General features: G+C 42.0%; 16 protein-coding genes. 1 reads left to right on the forward strand and 15 read right to left on the reverse strand.

The annotated features are described in order from the left end of the window. Positions 1–40: 40 nt before the first annotated feature. The 3 genes from BK120_RS06145 to BK120_RS06155 are packed head-to-tail and all read right to left on the reverse strand — an operon-like array spanning position 41 to position 1,404. Positions 41–253 (reverse strand): DUF951 domain-containing protein, encoded by a 213-nt coding sequence (locus BK120_RS06145; protein WP_076266581.1) that lies wholly within the window; start codon positions 251–253, stop codon positions 41–43. Beyond that, positions 243–1,118, reverse strand: coding sequence for a mechanosensitive ion channel family protein (locus BK120_RS06150; protein WP_076266582.1), 876 nt, complete (start codon positions 1,116–1,118; stop codon positions 243–245). The genes BK120_RS06145 and BK120_RS06150 overlap by 11 nt, the downstream gene beginning before the upstream one ends. A gap of 31 nt (positions 1,119–1,149) precedes the next feature. After that, positions 1,150–1,404: a putative Se/S carrier protein gene (locus BK120_RS06155; RefSeq protein ID WP_076266583.1), complete on the reverse strand. Its 255-nt coding sequence runs from the start codon at positions 1,402–1,404 to the stop codon at positions 1,150–1,152. A 112-nt stretch (positions 1,405–1,516) separates the two neighbouring features. On the opposite strand from BK120_RS06155, the gene yyaC reads away from it, so the two are divergent. Then, entirely contained in the window at positions 1,517–2,125 is a 609-nt protein-coding gene (gene yyaC / locus BK120_RS06160; RefSeq protein WP_076266584.1) for a spore protease YyaC, read from the forward strand. Between the two features lie 15 nt (positions 2,126–2,140). On the opposite strand, the gene BK120_RS06165 is transcribed toward yyaC, so the two are convergent. The 12 genes from BK120_RS06165 to rpmH all read right to left on the reverse strand — a co-directional run bounded on the left by BK120_RS06165 (position 2,141) and on the right by rpmH (position 13,927). Continuing rightward, positions 2,141–2,623 (reverse strand): DUF4446 family protein, encoded by a 483-nt coding sequence (locus BK120_RS06165; protein ID WP_076266585.1) that lies wholly within the window; start codon positions 2,621–2,623, stop codon positions 2,141–2,143. Positions 2,624–2,650: 27 nt separating this feature from the next. Further along, positions 2,651–3,823 carry an aminotransferase class V-fold PLP-dependent enzyme gene (locus BK120_RS06170; protein ID WP_256710811.1) on the reverse strand — a complete coding sequence of 391 codons (1,173 nt, stop codon included), beginning with the start codon at positions 3,821–3,823 and terminating at the stop codon, positions 2,651–2,653. Positions 3,824–3,927: 104 nt separating this feature from the next. Continuing rightward, entirely contained in the window at positions 3,928–4,779 is an 852-nt protein-coding gene (locus BK120_RS06175; RefSeq protein ID WP_076266587.1) for a ParB/RepB/Spo0J family partition protein, read from the reverse strand. Then, complete coding sequence (locus BK120_RS06180; RefSeq protein ID WP_076266588.1) at positions 4,760–5,533, reverse strand: ParA family protein; 774 nt, start codon at positions 5,531–5,533, stop codon at positions 4,760–4,762. Before BK120_RS06180 ends, BK120_RS06175 begins: the two co-directional genes overlap by 20 nt. A 207-nt stretch (positions 5,534–5,740) precedes the next feature. Next, positions 5,741–6,559 carry a nucleoid occlusion protein gene (gene noc, locus BK120_RS06185; RefSeq protein WP_076266589.1) on the reverse strand — a complete coding sequence of 273 codons (819 nt, stop codon included), beginning with the start codon at positions 6,557–6,559 and terminating at the stop codon, positions 5,741–5,743. A 585-nt stretch (positions 6,560–7,144) separates the two neighbouring features. Next, the gene (gene rsmG, locus BK120_RS06190; protein WP_076266590.1) at positions 7,145–7,867 is read right to left on the reverse strand and encodes a 16S rRNA (guanine(527)-N(7))-methyltransferase RsmG; all 723 of its coding nucleotides are present in this window, start codon (positions 7,865–7,867) and stop codon (positions 7,145–7,147) included. Between the two features lies 1 nt (position 7,868). Then, on the reverse strand, positions 7,869–9,758 hold the full coding sequence (gene mnmG, locus BK120_RS06195) for a tRNA uridine-5-carboxymethylaminomethyl(34) synthesis enzyme MnmG (RefSeq protein WP_076266591.1): 1,890 nt from the start codon (positions 9,756–9,758) through the stop codon (positions 7,869–7,871). Positions 9,759–10,172: 414 nt separating this feature from the next. Next, the gene (gene mnmE / locus BK120_RS06200; protein ID WP_076266592.1) at positions 10,173–11,552 is read right to left on the reverse strand and encodes a tRNA uridine-5-carboxymethylaminomethyl(34) synthesis GTPase MnmE; all 1,380 of its coding nucleotides are present in this window, start codon (positions 11,550–11,552) and stop codon (positions 10,173–10,175) included. A gap of 96 nt (positions 11,553–11,648) precedes the next feature. Then, complete coding sequence (gene jag / locus BK120_RS06205; protein WP_076266593.1) at positions 11,649–12,272, reverse strand: RNA-binding cell elongation regulator Jag/EloR; 624 nt, start codon at positions 12,270–12,272, stop codon at positions 11,649–11,651. After that, positions 12,269–13,021, reverse strand: coding sequence for a YidC/Oxa1 family membrane protein insertase (locus tag BK120_RS06210; RefSeq protein WP_076266648.1), 753 nt, complete (start codon positions 13,019–13,021; stop codon positions 12,269–12,271). The genes jag and BK120_RS06210 overlap by 4 nt, the downstream gene beginning before the upstream one ends. Positions 13,022–13,293: 272 nt before the next feature. Further along, positions 13,294–13,665 (reverse strand): ribonuclease P protein component, encoded by a 372-nt coding sequence (rnpA, locus tag BK120_RS06215; protein WP_076266594.1) that lies wholly within the window; start codon positions 13,663–13,665, stop codon positions 13,294–13,296. A gap of 127 nt (positions 13,666–13,792) precedes the next feature. After that, complete coding sequence (rpmH, locus tag BK120_RS06220) at positions 13,793–13,927, reverse strand: 50S ribosomal protein L34 (RefSeq protein ID WP_054025773.1); 135 nt, start codon at positions 13,925–13,927, stop codon at positions 13,793–13,795. Positions 13,928–14,515 lie beyond the last annotated feature (588 nt).

A 14,515-nucleotide genomic window follows, 5' to 3' on the forward strand; every position in this document is an offset into this window, starting at 1 on the left:
AAGTATTTCCTTAAAACCCCTCAGCCGTTCGTACTTCTGCTTACGTTAAGTCTTCTTCAGAGGCTTTGGAGCGCAGCACCTTTTTCATGTTTTTTTCAAATTTAGCTCTAGGTATGAGAACGCTGTGCTTACAACCGACGCATTTAATGCGGATGTCCATCCCCATTCGAATGACTTCCATTTCATTAGAGCCGCATGGATGCTGTTTTTTCATTTGAACAACATCACCTAGCTCAAATTGCTTACGCTCCATCTTTTTCGCCTCCCTTTCCATTGCGATGATAAGTGACCATTCGAGGATATGGAATTTCAATACCACTCGCATCTAATGCCTTTTTCAGCTCCATATTTAACTTGCGTGATACGATCGGATGCGTATTCGGTCGACACTCAGCAATCACTCGAAGCGTTACCCCTGTTGGAGCAATAGCCTGAATACCAAGCACTTCCGGTGCATTAATTAAATTCTCATCCTTCATCGTGATCATCGTATGTCGAATGACCTCTAGCGCACGATTTACTTCTTCCTCAAATGCAATCGAAATATCAACAACTGCGATGCTATTATTAATCGAGAAATTTGTAACCTCATTGATCATGCCATTGGGAACAATATGAACCTCCCCGGTCCAGCTCTGAATACGGGTTGTCCTAAGTCCAATGACTTCTACGGTTCCTTTGAATTGCCCTGTCTGAATCACATCACCTACAGCGAATTGATCTTCGAGTACAATAAAAAATCCCGTAATAATATCCTTCACCAGGCTTTGCGCACCAAACCCGACAGCAAGTCCAAGTACACCTGCTCCTGCCAGCAATGGCCCTAAATTAATCCCGAATTCAGACAATATGAGCATAATGGTTATAAAATAGACGACGTAAGAAGTTACATTCTTCATCAGCTTGCCTACGGTTGTCATTCGCCTTGTGTGGTTGATCAACATCTTGTTCTCACGCTCTAAAATAATCCGATCAATGGTTTTATGGATCACCCATACAACTACACGGCCAATGAATAAGAACATGACGATTCGCAGCGCAGAACTCCCAAATGCTTGCCATAATTCATTGTTTGTCAACCAATCAACAAATTCATCATATCGTTCTCTGATTGACATCACAATTCCTCCTCATTAACTTTAAATATATTCACATGTCGATTTGCTCATAACCGGCCTCAATCGGCTTAAATATACCTCTAACTTCCACGTTTTCCTGCACAATAACTTCCTTAACCGTTATCAAATCTTCCTCAGGAAAATGAATAGATAATGCGCAGCCAGCTGTAATTTCCTTCGGCGTGGGACATATGTCAATTTCAATATCTGCGTATTCGAGCAGCATTTCTGCACGCAATGCTTGCTGAGTTGAATCGAAGGCAATTAACACAAGCAAGACCTCCATTAAATTAGCATGACAAACTTTCTTGGCAAACAAAATATCAAAACTATCTGACGTATAAAATGGTTGTCCTATCCATATACTAGTAGCATATCGGTATAATCGGAGGGATTCTATGAAGCTTTCATTTATTAAAGAGACGCCTTTGAAGATACCCTACACCACCGCAAACGTAATTGGCATGCTAGTAAATCGACTTACAGCCATGCTCGAAGAAATGGCTGCTGCACGCCCCATCGTAGTTGTCTGCGTAGGCACGGACCGTTCAACAGGAGACTCTTTAGGACCGCTGATTGGAACCTCACTATCGAAATACCGCAGCCCTCATTTTTCACTATTTGGCACGCTTGAAAATCCGGTTCATGCTATGAATTTAGATGATACCCTTATCGAGATCAATCGGCGGTTCCACAAACCATTTGTGATTGGCATTGATGCCTGCCTTGGTCAAGTATCCAGCGTAGGCAGCATTCAAGTTGGTGTAGGCCCTGTGCGTCCTGGTGCTGGCGTCAACAAGGACCTTCCTCCTGTTGGCGACATTCATATTACTGGTATCGTTAATGTAGGCGGATTTATGGAGTATTTTGTGCTGCAAAACACTCGTCTGCATCTCGTTATGAAAATGGCCGACATTATTTCGCTCAGTCTATTTACTGCTATTGCGAACAATGCGCATATTACGACCAGCGTTCTTGAACAAACTGCAGCTTCGGATAATACTTAATAACAATTAAGTTTCCTATTTTGCCTCCAAAATAGCTTTATGCTCTTCAGGGGTTAATGGGTAAACGGATTGACCTTTTTCAAGAGGCTTTGCATAGACATAAGTATTTTCCCTGCTATGAATACCTGAAAATACGGCTCCATCCTTCTCATCATTGATAATTGCGATTGAAAAGCTGAGATTACTGCCCTGTTCAGCAAAAGCGTTATAACGAATGACGCCTACTTTTCCTTTTTGCTTTGTTACAGTAGATTGCATTTCAATTAGCTGCGCCTTCAGCTCCGTATTCGCTTGCTGCTGATCGGCAAGGCCTTGCTTCAATTCAACAATGACATCTTCCATATTCGTCACACCTGTATTCCCCATAACCGCTGTATATTGCTTTCTTAGCTTTTTCAGCCGTCCGCCTAAAACCGCTATCCAAATGAATAATACGATGGCAAATAACGCAATGCCCACCGTAACTGCATTCATCGGATTTGATGTCCAATCTTCCATCTTAGCTACTCCGCCCCCAGTTCAATGCTAAACGCCATATTGCTGTGCAATCTCTCTGATTGCACCTGTTAACGCATCAATTTCTTCATTCGTTGTAAATACACCGACACTTGCTCGTATAGCTCCTGTTTCCAATGTTCCTGCACAAGCATGTGCGAGTGGAGTGCAATGAAATCCAGCTCGCACAGCAATTCGGTAATGCTGATCCAAGATGAATGATAATTCAGAAGGATCAACGCCCTCTAGGTTAAAAGCTACAATACCTGTTCTTTGTTCCCCAAGCTCTGGTCCCAGTATTTTGACTCCCTTTACTGGTTCAAGGCCTTGCATTAATCTCTGAGTAAGCATCCATTCCTTAGTATGGATATTGTGCACCGTCTCATTCAGAACATACTGTACACCGGTTTTGAGCCCTGCCAAGCCCGGTGTATTTTGTGTTCCCGCCTCATAACGATCAGGCCGCACTTGAGGCTGCTCAACAGCCTCAGATTGACTCCCTGTTCCACCATGCAGTAAAGGCACCAAATCAAGCTCAGGATCGATGTACAGCCCTCCTGTGCCTTGTGGGCCGAGTAACCCTTTGTGTCCCGGGAATGCCAGCATGTGAATGCCCATTGTTCTTACATCTATAGGTAAAATACCTGCGCTTTGCGCTGCATCAACTAGCAATTTTATTCCATGCTTCCTTGTTAGTTCAGCTATATCCGCTACAGGCATAATTGTTCCTAATAAGTTGGAACTATGATTAACAATTGCAAGTGTTGTGTTAGAACGAATAGCTGAGGCAACATCATCTATGTTAATATTTCCGCGCTCATCCGATTCTACATATGTCACTTCAATACCGATTGTCTGTTCCAGAAAATACAAAGGTCTTCTTACTGAATTATGTTCAACTGAGGTTGCGATAACATGATCACCAGGCTTCAACCAACCTTTTATCGCCATGTTTAATGACATCGTCGTATTAGAGGTGAATGCTATATCATTCGGGTTTTTTATGTTAAATAGTTTAGCCAATTGTTTACGCGTTTCAAATAATATTCGACTTGCTCGCACAGCCATAGCATGACTGCCTCTTCCCGGATTAGCAGCATCATTTAACATAGCATTAACGACTGCTTCTGTTACTGCAGGCGGCTTAGGCCAAGAGGTTGCCGCATGATCCAAATAAATAAGTGATTGATTATGATTGCTCACGAATTTCACACCTTTCATAGCTGCCTGCTCACAACAATGGCATACCTTAGTTTAATCTTTCAAAAGCAAGATTACAACTAAGGTATGCCATTGTTTGGTATAGTCTATGCCATGTATTGAAGCAATTCTAGCAAACGTTCCAAATCCTGTTTACTATAGTATTGAAGCTCAATTTTACCTTTATCTTTTTGTTGTTTAATTTTCACTGTCGTTTTGAATCGTTCACGAAGCGACTCCTCTAAATGGTCAATATACGGATCGCGTTTTTTCTGACTCGGCTTGGCTGTATCTTCCGGCTGCTTCGAGTCAAGCTTCTGAATCGCCTCTTCAAGTTCGCGGACACTCCACTCTTGAGAAACGGTAAGATCTGCTAATTCCTTTTGCACCTTATCATCTTTAATGCCGACCAAGGCTCTTGCGTGACCCATAGAAATTGTTCCACGTGAAACATTATCTTTTATTTCAGTTGGCAACGAAAGCAACCGAACGAAGTTGGCAATATGAGAACGGGACTTTCCGACCTTCATGGACAACTCTTCTTGCGTAAGCTTGAACTTATCGATAAGCGCCTGATAAGCAATCGCAACTTCAATTGCATTCAAATCCTCGCGCTGTAGATTCTCTATTAAAGCAATCTCCATAACCTGTTGATCAGTAAACGATCTTACAACAGCAGGAATTGTTGCATTTCCACAATATTGCGAAGCACGGAAGCGTCTTTCACCTGCTATGATTTCGTAACCTTTCAATACAGTACGAACAATAATAGGTTGAATGATGCCATGCTGCTTAATGGATTCTGCTAATTCTTTAATCGAATCCTCATCAAATGTTTTCCTAGGTTGATACGGATTAGGCCTTAGTTGGGATAAGGTAATTTCAATCACTTTATCATCGTCATTCACAGAAAGCGATGGGATAAGCGCATCCAGCCCTCTACCTAGCCGCTTGCTCATACATAATCACTTCCTTTGCGAGTTCAAGATAAACTTCTGCACCTTTAGAACGCGGGTCGTATGTGATAATAGCTTGTCCATGTGATGGCGCTTCACTTAAACGTACATTACGTGGAATAATCGTTTGATACACTTTTTGTTGGAAATATTTTTTCACTTCTTCAATAACTTGAATTCCCAGATTCGTTCTCGCATCAAGCATAGTCAGAAGAACACCCTCAATTTGAAGCGATGTATTTAAATGCTTTTGAACGAGTCGAACCGTATTGAGCAGTTGACTCAAACCTTCAAGAGCATAATATTCGCACTGGATAGGAATAAGAACAGAATCAGCTGCGGTTAACGAGTTTATCGTTAATATCCCAAGTGAAGGAGGACAATCAATAAGTACATAATCGAAATCATCCTTAACCATATGCAAAGACTTTTTCAAACGCAGCTCTCTTGATATCGTCGGTACTAATTCGATTTCGGCACCAGCCAATTGAATCGTTGCTGGAATGATTTTCAGACCTGGAACAGCCGTCTCGAACATTGCATCCTTTGGATGGACTTCATTAATAAGCACATCGTAAATACAATTCGTTACGTCCCCTTTGTTAATACCGAGACCACTTGTTGTATTCCCTTGTGGATCAATATCAACTAGCAGCACTTTTTTACCAAGTGATGCAAGACAGGCAGCTAAATTGACAGACGTTGTCGTTTTTCCGACACCGCCCTTCTGGTTGGCTATTGCAATTATCTTCGACAAAACCGGCTCACCTCTATGTGTACAACTTTTATGTGCTATTTTCTTAAGATCCACTAACTTAAAAATGCTAATAACATAAAACTAGTTAATTATCATGAATCATACATGTGCAGCACATTTAATAAAAAACTAGCTACAAATGGCATCGCCGCCCTCAGTGAGGACGGCACAAATAAGCATTAAATTATACTATTTTAAGATATAACTCTATCTTTTAGGGATCTGGATCGTAATTTCATAATGATCTTCATGATCCTTTTCATTCGTCTTAATTTGCAATCCCGAACCAGAAACCATTTCAATGGATTGTCTGATTGTATTAAGAGCCAGACGTACGTCCTTAGTAAAAGAAATACGTTTCGCTTTCTTGAGTTTGGTCGACTCTTTTAGGAAAGCGATTCTAACCTCAGTCTGCTTAACATTCAAATCTTTAGTTATGATCTCATCTAATACTTTAAGCTGCAATTCTTCATTATCGAGCGACAACAAAGCCCTTGCATGTCGTTCCGTAATTTTCCGTTCCATTAGAGCCATCTTAATCGTATCATTCAACATTAACAATCTTAATTTATTGGCAATCGTCGATTGACTTTTCCCTAGACGCTGAGCCAAGCTTTCCTGTGTTAATTGATGAAGCTCGATTAATTTTTGATAGGCTATCGCTTCCTCAATTGCTGATAAACCTTCTCTTTGAAGATTTTCAATTAAAGCAATGGAAGCCGTTTGCGAATCGTTGAATTCACGAACAATACCAGGGATCGTATCGTAACCAAGCTTAGTAACAGCACGCCAGCGACGTTCCCCTGCTATGATTTCATATCTTCCATTACGCATACGAACAACGATAGGCTGAATAACACCATGCGTTTTTATCGTTTGACATAATTCTTCAATTCGGTCATCATCAAAAATCGTCCGCGGCTGAAATGGGCTTGCGTCGATTTCTTGAATCGGTATTTGCCGAACTTCTTCTTGCGGTATGCGCTGCTCGGACAGGCCGAACAATCGAGAAAATTGTTCTTTCATATCGATAATTACCACCCGATCATGAGATAAACCTTGTTTCTAATCACTTCAAAAGAAACCATATCCCCCATCATAGTAATGGGAAGCATGCGTTTCACACAAAATGTCTGCATTAACACTAGTAAACTAGGAAAATGTCTCCATTCTATTAAAAAGCAATTACAAGGTTTTTGCAATAAATACGCTTCAGCAGTAAGATTGGTTCATTGCCAATTGGATTATTTCGGTTACTAGAACCTCTCTCAGGTAATAATCGTCAACTGCACGGCGAACATCCATAACAAAATTCATTCGGAAATGATAGGAGAGGCTTCAGTTAAAATATAATCAGGTATGGCTGTAAAGCTTGATACGATGCTTATATTTGCCCGTGATACGAACTTCAATGTGTCTCATGAAGACGTTTATTGGTTCGTCTATGTAACGGTATCGTCCAGTCTCTTCATCTACTATAATAATTCGACTATCACTGGACGATCTCCTGCTTGACATCATTTTAGAACAAATAATTGTTATAAGAAAATGGAAGTTCTTTTCCCCAAGTAACCATTTGCAAAATGTTTCACGTGGAACATTAGATGCCAGCTACATAAGTGGCTGTTTTAGTGGAGTGCCTGCTTTTCTAGGGTATTTACGCGGAGTAGCATCTAGCTTCTCTATTAAAATAATATGTCGCTCTGATTGCTCGTTTGGAAGCGATAACTGATGCTGAGATTTAATTTTTCCTTTGAGCTCTCTTAGGCTTAAAGTTGCCTCCCGAACTTCTTCATCCGATTGCGAGCCTTTCATTGCAGCAAACAATCCGCCTTTTTTTACGAAGGGCAAACAAAATTCATTTAATACATTTAATCTCGCAACTGCCCTTGCCGTTACTAAATCGTACTTGTCACGGTGGTCTGGTAATTGTGCAATATCTTCAGCCCGGCCATGCAAGCATAAAACCTGATCTAAACCAAGCTGCTCTTTCAGATGCGTTAAAAATTGTATTCTTTTATTCAAAGAATCAACAATCATGATTTGCAAATGAGGAAAACAGATTTTCAAAGGAATACTAGGAAAACCCGCTCCTGAACCTATATCAGCAAGCTTGCGAACACTGTCCATCTTCGTATAAAAAGAAAGCGATACGGAATCATAAAAATGTTTCTCGTATACAGCATCTCGTTCGGTAATGCCGGTCAAATTCATTTTCTCATTCCACTCAACGAGCAGGCGATAATAAGTTTCGAATTGTTCAAGCTGAACGGGAGAAAGCGGAATACCGCTCTCCTCCATTCGTTTTGTAAACCATTTTAAAGTTTCGTCCATATTATGATCCTCTCGCTGCAGTAACACGGTTGTAATGTTCCAAGTAAACAAGCAGTATGGAAATATCAGCTGGTGTAACACCAGCAATCCGTGATGCTTGACCAATAGATAACGGTCTGATAACTGAAAGCTTTTGCTTCGCTTCAGATGCTAAGCTGCGAACATCACTATAATCAATGTCATCAGGAATACGTTTTTTCTCCATTTTGTTCAAACGTGCTACTTGCACAAGCTGTTTCTCAATATAACCTGCATATTTAATTTGAATTTCAACCTGTTCCTTCATTTCCTCTGTCATTTCAGGAACGGAAGGTACAACCGTTTCCAGCATCGCATAAGTAACTTCCGGTCGACGAAGCAACGATAACGCATCAGTGCCATGCTCCATGGGAGCCGTACCCGCTGCTATCAGCATTTCATTTGCTTGATCAGGTTTTACTTTAGTTCCGCGTAGACGTTCAATATCCATTTCAACCAATTCTTTTTTACGCAAAAATTTATTGTAACGTTCTTCCGAAATAAGACCGATTTCGTAGCCAGTTGGCGTTAGACGATAATCTGCATTGTCATGGCGAAGCAGCAAACGATATTCCGCTCTTGAAGTAAGCAAACGATAAGGATCGTTCGTCCCCTTCGTAACAAGATCGTCGATCATTACACCGATATAGCCATCTGCACGACCGATAATAATTGGTTCTTTCCCTTGTACCTTGCGTGCAGCATTAATGCCAGCCATAACGCCTTGCCCCGCTGCTTCCTCATAACCAGAAGTTCCGTTTATTTGTCCAGCTGTGAATAAACCGTCAATTACCTTTGTCTCCAAGGATGGCCATAGCTGTGTAGGAACTACCGCATCATATTCGATCGCATAACCGTTACGCATCATCTCAACTTTTTCCAAACCTGGTATAGAACGTAAAATACCAAGCTGTACATCTTCCGGCATACTTGTGGAGAGACCTTGTACATAATACTCAGAGGTATTTTTGCCTTCTGGCTCTAAGAAGATTTGATGTTTGGGCTTATCAGCAAAACGGACGATTTTATCTTCAATAGAAGGACAATATCTTGGGCCCGTTCCCTCAATCGCACCTGAGAACATTGGCGCACGATGAAGATTGTCATTGATAATTTTGTGCGTCGCTTCAGATGTATACGTTAACCAGCAAGGCAATTGCTCGTTTGTTGATGATTCCGTCTCATGCGAGAAAAACTTCGGTTTGTCGTCACCAGGTTGAATTTCTGTTTTCGAGAAATCAATCGTATCTTTGTGAACACGAGGAGGCGTACCTGTCTTGAAACGTACAAGCTCCAAACCATGCTCCTTCAAGCTTGCCGAAAGTCTGACTGAAGGCTGTTGATTATTTGGTCCGCTCTCATACATCAGCTCGCCCATAATAATTTTGCCGCGCAAATAGGTGCCCGTTGTAACAACCGTAGTCTTTGCACGATACTCAGCGCCTGTCTTTGTAACGATTCCCAAGCATTTTCCATCCTCAACAATAAGCTCTTCAGCCATTCCTTGTCTCAGGGTCAAATGAGGTGTTTCTTCAATTGTCTTCTTCATTAAATGCTGATAATCAAACTTGTCAGCTTGCGCACGCAGTGCATGCACCGCAGGACCTTTACCTGTATTAAGCATCCGCATTTGAATGAACGTTTTATCGATATTACGTCCCATCTCACCGCCGAGCGCATCAATTTCACGTACCACATGGCCTTTTGCCGGTCCGCCGATAGATGGATTACATGGCATAAAAGCAACCATATCTAGATTTATTGTAAGCAGCAGCGTTTCGCAGCCCATACGTGCAGCCGCAAGTGCAGCTTCACAGCCTGCATGCCCCGCTCCAATGACGATCACGTCATATTCACCAGCTATATATCTCATTGTCCTTTACCCTCCCAAAGGTTTTCTACGAAAACCTACTTTGTATATTAAAGGTTTTTGTAGAAAACCACTTCGTAAGCATTATCTTAGGTTTTCGCAGAAAACCAACTTCGTAAGCATTAACTTAGGTTTTCGTAGAAAACCACTTCGTAAGCATATCCAAAAGCTTTCATAGAAAGCCTTTCTTATGCCCATCATTTCAGTGAAACCTATATGCTGATAGAATAACGATTAGCTCGATATTCTATTTCCTTAATTAACACTTAGAGCTGCACTAATCTTAAATCACAGAGACAGCTGAAAACTCTGCCTCATTAGCGAAATCACTTTTTAGCAACGAACTAAACATTACTTATTCATTAAAGCCACATGTTGTAAGTTTAATTCATATCGGCTGCAAAAGCCTACTTCCATCTATTTCCCTAAGCAGAACTGCGAGAAAATTTGATCAATTAATGAATCTCCAGCCTCATCACCCAAAATTTCACCAAGCGATTCCCACGCGGACCTGGCATCGATCTGAATAAGGTCAATCGGTATTCCTGTATCAGATGCTTCTATTGCATCGACTAGCGATTGCCTTGCCCGCTTCAATAAAGCAATATGTCGAACATTGCTCACATATGTCAGATCACCTGATTCAAGCTGGCCTTCAAAAAACATCTCACTTATCGTCTTCTCTAAGCGGTCTAACCCATCTTCCTCAAGAACCGACATTTTAACGATGGAATCGACCGGAATCGACTCCTCCACCACCTCAATTTCTAATTGACGCGGCAAGTCAGTCTTATTTATGATCGCAATGACTGGGCGACCCTTCATTTGCAACAATAGCTCTCGATCATCAGCCTGCAACGGCTCATTATAGTTCAGCACTAGCAAAATGAGATCCGCTTCTTCAAGCGCATTGCGAGAGCGCTCCACCCCAATTCGCTCAACAACATCCGTTGTTTCACGAATACCAGCCGTATCGAGCAGTCGAAGTGGAATTCCGTTTAGCGCTACAAATTGTTCTATGACATCACGAGTCGTACCCGGGATATCGGTAACGATAGCCTTATTCTCCTGCGTCAGTACATTCATTAGAGACGATTTACCGACATTAGGCCGCCCAACGATTGCTGTTACAATACCTTCTCTTAGTATCTTGCCTTCGTTTGCGGTTTTTAACAGACGATCTATTTCATTAATAGCAGAATCGCATTGGTCACGAATGAACGAGCTCGTCATTTCCTCTACGTCATGCTCCGGATAATCGATGTTCACTTCTATATGGGCAAGCAGCTCAATGACCGTCTGCCGCAAAGCTTTAATCCGCTTCGACAGAACGCCCTCTGCTTGTTTGCGGGCAACGGAAAATGCGCGATCAGATTTGGAACGAATCAAATCGATAACAGCCTCTGCCTGCATAAGATCGATTCGACCATTTAGGAAGGCACGCTTCGTAAACTCGCCTGGCTCCGCTGTACGATAGCCGTCCAACTGCAATACGACATCAAGCACCTTTTTAACAGCAATAACGCCGCCATGTGCATTAATTTCGACAACATCCTCCGCGGTAAATGAACGGGGACCTCTCATCACCGTAACAAGAACTTCTTCAACCTCTTCTCCAGACCTCGGATCGAGAACATGACCATAATGCAGCGTATGTGTATCCGCATCATTTAGATTTATTTTCGAACGAAAAACACTCGCGATACCTGCAATTGCCTCAGGACCGCTTACTCTTATTATTGCGATTCCGCCTTCTCCGACTGCTGTGGAAATGGCAGCTATCGTATCATGTACCATTGCTGTCAGCACCTCTCAAATGGAAAAACAGCAATGACCATTATGAGCCATTGCTGTGGATAGCGTATTGATTCGTATACATTTATATTGTACAGCTTATTGTCTTAATGCAATAACGACTCGCCGATTCGGCTCATCGCCTTTACTAAACGTTTTCACCTTAGGGTGGTTCTGCAACTGCGAATGAATAACTTTGCGCTCATGCGGCGACATCGGCTCCAAGACAACTTCTTTCCTGGTGCGGATAACTCGTCCCGCCAAACGGTCGGATAAATCCGCTAACGTTTTGCGGCGGCGCTCCCGAAAATCTTCTGCATCAAGTACGATACGCAAATGACTGTCTGAATAACGATTAGCCACAATATTAACCAAGTACTGTAATGCATCCAACGTTTGTCCGCGACGTCCAATCAGCATGCCAAGATCTCCACTGCCTGTTACAGCAATATGAATACCGTCTCTTGTTTGCTTTCGATCGATGTTTACTTGCAATCCCATCGTGCCAGCTACTTCACGGAGAAAATTCTCCGCTTCAAGCATGGGATCGGGAATAAGCTCAAGCTCAACTTTCGCTTCCTTTGCGCCGAACAGTCCAAAGAAACCTTTGGTTGGCTGCTCAAGCACAACTTGTTTAACGCGGTCTTCAGTTACTTGCAATTGTAATAATCCGTTACGTACAGCATCTTCTACCGTTTTCCCCGATGCAATGATTTTCTTCATTTCGCAGGGGCCTCCTTACCTTTGTCAGATGAACGAACGTATAGGAAGTAGTTTTGAACTATTGTGTAAATGTTGCTGTAAACCCAGTACAAAGGAAGAGCCGCTGGGAAAGAAAGTGCCATTACAAAAATGAGCACAGGGAAAATCGCCAGCATCATGCCCATACCTGGCATTGTTTGTGTTTGCTGCTTCTGCATCATCTTTGACTGAATGAACGTTGTAGCTGCTGCGAGAATAGGAAGAATGTAATACGGATCTTTCTCTCCAAGCTGAAGCCACAGGAATGTATGCTCACGAATATCAGGGTTTTTGTAGATTGAATTGTACAAAGCGATAAAAATCGGCATTTGAACAATTAGAGGCAAACAGCCCGCCATCGGATTTACCTTATGCGTTTGGAAAAGCTTCATTGTCTCTTCTTGCTGCTTTTGCGGATTGTCTTTGTGTTTTTTCTTAATTTCAGCCATTTGCGGCTGCAACGCCTGCATAGCTTTGGAGCTGCGGTACTGTTTTAGCGTTAACGGCAAAATCAATGTTCTTACAATGATCGTCAGGAGCAATATCGCAAGTCCGTAGGATTCGCCAAACCAGCCTGCGAACGTATCAAGCGTTAAGGCAAAGTAATAAACGACGTTCTTCTCCCAGAAGTTCCCCTTCAATAGATCAGCAGTCTCGGTTGTCTCTGTTGATGGAGCGCCGCATCCTGCCAGCACACCCATAAGCAGAACAAGACCGAACACTAAAATCATTTTCTTGTTTTTTGTCCAAAACAACAACTTTAAAACTCCTCTCTGAAAGCCATTACATCAAGCGTCAGCGGCAATAGCCGTACTCTTGCGGCGCAGCATATGTTTCGTGGAAAAATACAGGCATTGTATGACTAATACAATCTTATATTTTCAATCTAGACTATACCATAATTTATGGGACAAAGAAACAACGAGACTATCCATGCATCCGCTTTCTTGGCGCATGCTGTATCACGTTTTTTAGGCATGCGAAGCAAGCCGGCAAAATATCGTTAATCTGCCTGCTTCTCTTTTGAAATACTCGTGCTTTTCAGCAAACCGGCCTTCTTCAATACATGAAGAACGCTCTTCTCCATATCCTTCATCTTCATCAATGTAGCAGGCTTTCTTACTATTAGTATGAAGTCGGTTCTGGGAACGATTCGATTGGCTTGGTGACGAACAATTTCCTTAATCATTCTGCGCATGCGATTACGTACTACCGCATTGCCTATTTTTTTGCTTGCCGATACACCGAGGCGAAATGGTTCCGCCGATGGTTGCTTCGACCAATAGACGACGAATTGCCCATTCGCAAACGATTTGCCGCCTCGATAAATCCGGCTGAAGTCTTCACGATTGCGAAGACGCAATTTTCTATGCACGACTGTTGGCCACCGTTCTCTTGTTCATCTTCTAAGTATAGTCAGCAAGCGAGCAGCCTAAGCTGCTGCTCACTCACTCCTCATCCTCACAAGCAAAAAAAAAAGACCACCGGACGTGGTCTTCTGCTTATGCGCTCAGTACTTTTCTTCCTCTTTGACGACGCGCTGCCAAAACTTTACGTCCGTTCTTCGTGCTCATCCGTTTGCGGAATCCATGCACTTTCGCGCGTTTGCTTACATTAGGTCTAAATGTAGGTCTCATCGTTCTGCACCTCCTATACTGCGTGTTTCCAATCAAGCGTAAACGGCTCTCGCCGTCATAGTTTGACGGAGCAGCATCGTTTCGCGGTGTATATAAGCAGCATTATAAGCATGCACCTATAACGTCTTATATTTAAAAAAACGCTTTTTTTATTAAACCATGCCCAGCCCCAAAAGTCAATGATCAGCTCCAGCGCCCTCTTGTTGATAAAAATAATTTCAAGTCAGCTGTGGATAAACGCATGAATTGACTTCATTTTTCAAAAACTAATAACATGTGCACAATCCACAGGCGGGTTAAACGAACTTTGTCGAAATCTTAACAAGATATAAACAATATGTAGTGGTGTAGATAACTTTTATGCACAAGCAGTTGAGAATGTGGATAAAATATGCGATTTCGTTGAAATATAAGGCATCTTTTGCTATGATAATTATGTTTTCACTGTGGATTAGATCAATATTGCCTCAGTTTTATCAACAGCCTGTGGATAACATTGTGAACAAACTCATCCCCTATTTATAACTCATTCACTTATTTCTCTTCATAATGTGGATGCTTTCGTTATAATACCCTTGTTTTCGACAT

The sequence above is a fragment of the Paenibacillus sp. FSL A5-0031 genome, assembly GCF_001956295.1.
Lineage (GTDB): Bacteria > Bacillota > Bacilli > Paenibacillales > Paenibacillaceae > Pristimantibacillus.

What these genes read in the sequence shown, in the direction of transcription:
- BK120_RS06145 (WP_076266581.1), bottom strand. Translation starts at nt 253, where the DNA reads ATGGAGCGTAAGCAATTTGAGCTAGGTGATGTTGTTCAAATGAAAAAA.
- BK120_RS06150 (WP_076266582.1), bottom strand. Translation starts at nt 1,118, where the DNA reads ATGTCAATCAGAGAACGATATGATGAATTTGTTGATTGGTTGACAAAC.
- BK120_RS06155 (WP_076266583.1), bottom strand. Translation starts at nt 1,404, where the DNA reads ATGGAGGTCTTGCTTGTGTTAATTGCCTTCGATTCAACTCAGCAAGCA.
- yyaC (WP_076266584.1), top strand. Translation starts at nt 1,517, where the DNA reads ATGAAGCTTTCATTTATTAAAGAGACGCCTTTGAAGATACCCTACACC.
- BK120_RS06165 (WP_076266585.1), bottom strand. Translation starts at nt 2,623, where the DNA reads ATGGAAGATTGGACATCAAATCCGATGAATGCAGTTACGGTGGGCATT.
- BK120_RS06175 (WP_076266587.1), bottom strand. Translation starts at nt 4,779, where the DNA reads ATGAGCAAGCGGCTAGGTAGAGGGCTGGATGCGCTTATCCCATCGCTT.
- noc (WP_076266589.1), bottom strand. Translation starts at nt 6,559, where the DNA reads ATGAAAGAACAATTTTCTCGATTGTTCGGCCTGTCCGAGCAGCGCATA.
- rsmG (WP_076266590.1), bottom strand. Translation starts at nt 7,867, where the DNA reads ATGGACGAAACTTTAAAATGGTTTACAAAACGAATGGAGGAGAGCGGT.
- mnmG (WP_076266591.1), bottom strand. Translation starts at nt 9,758, where the DNA reads ATGAGATATATAGCTGGTGAATATGACGTGATCGTCATTGGAGCGGGG.
- mnmE (WP_076266592.1), bottom strand. Translation starts at nt 11,552, where the DNA reads ATGGTACATGATACGATAGCTGCCATTTCCACAGCAGTCGGAGAAGGC.
- jag (WP_076266593.1), bottom strand. Translation starts at nt 12,272, where the DNA reads ATGAAGAAAATCATTGCATCGGGGAAAACGGTAGAAGATGCTGTACGT.
- BK120_RS06210 (WP_076266648.1), bottom strand. Translation starts at nt 13,021, where the DNA reads ATGATTTTAGTGTTCGGTCTTGTTCTGCTTATGGGTGTGCTGGCAGGA.
- rpmH (WP_054025773.1), bottom strand. Translation starts at nt 13,927, where the DNA reads ATGAGACCTACATTTAGACCTAATGTAAGCAAACGCGCGAAAGTGCAT.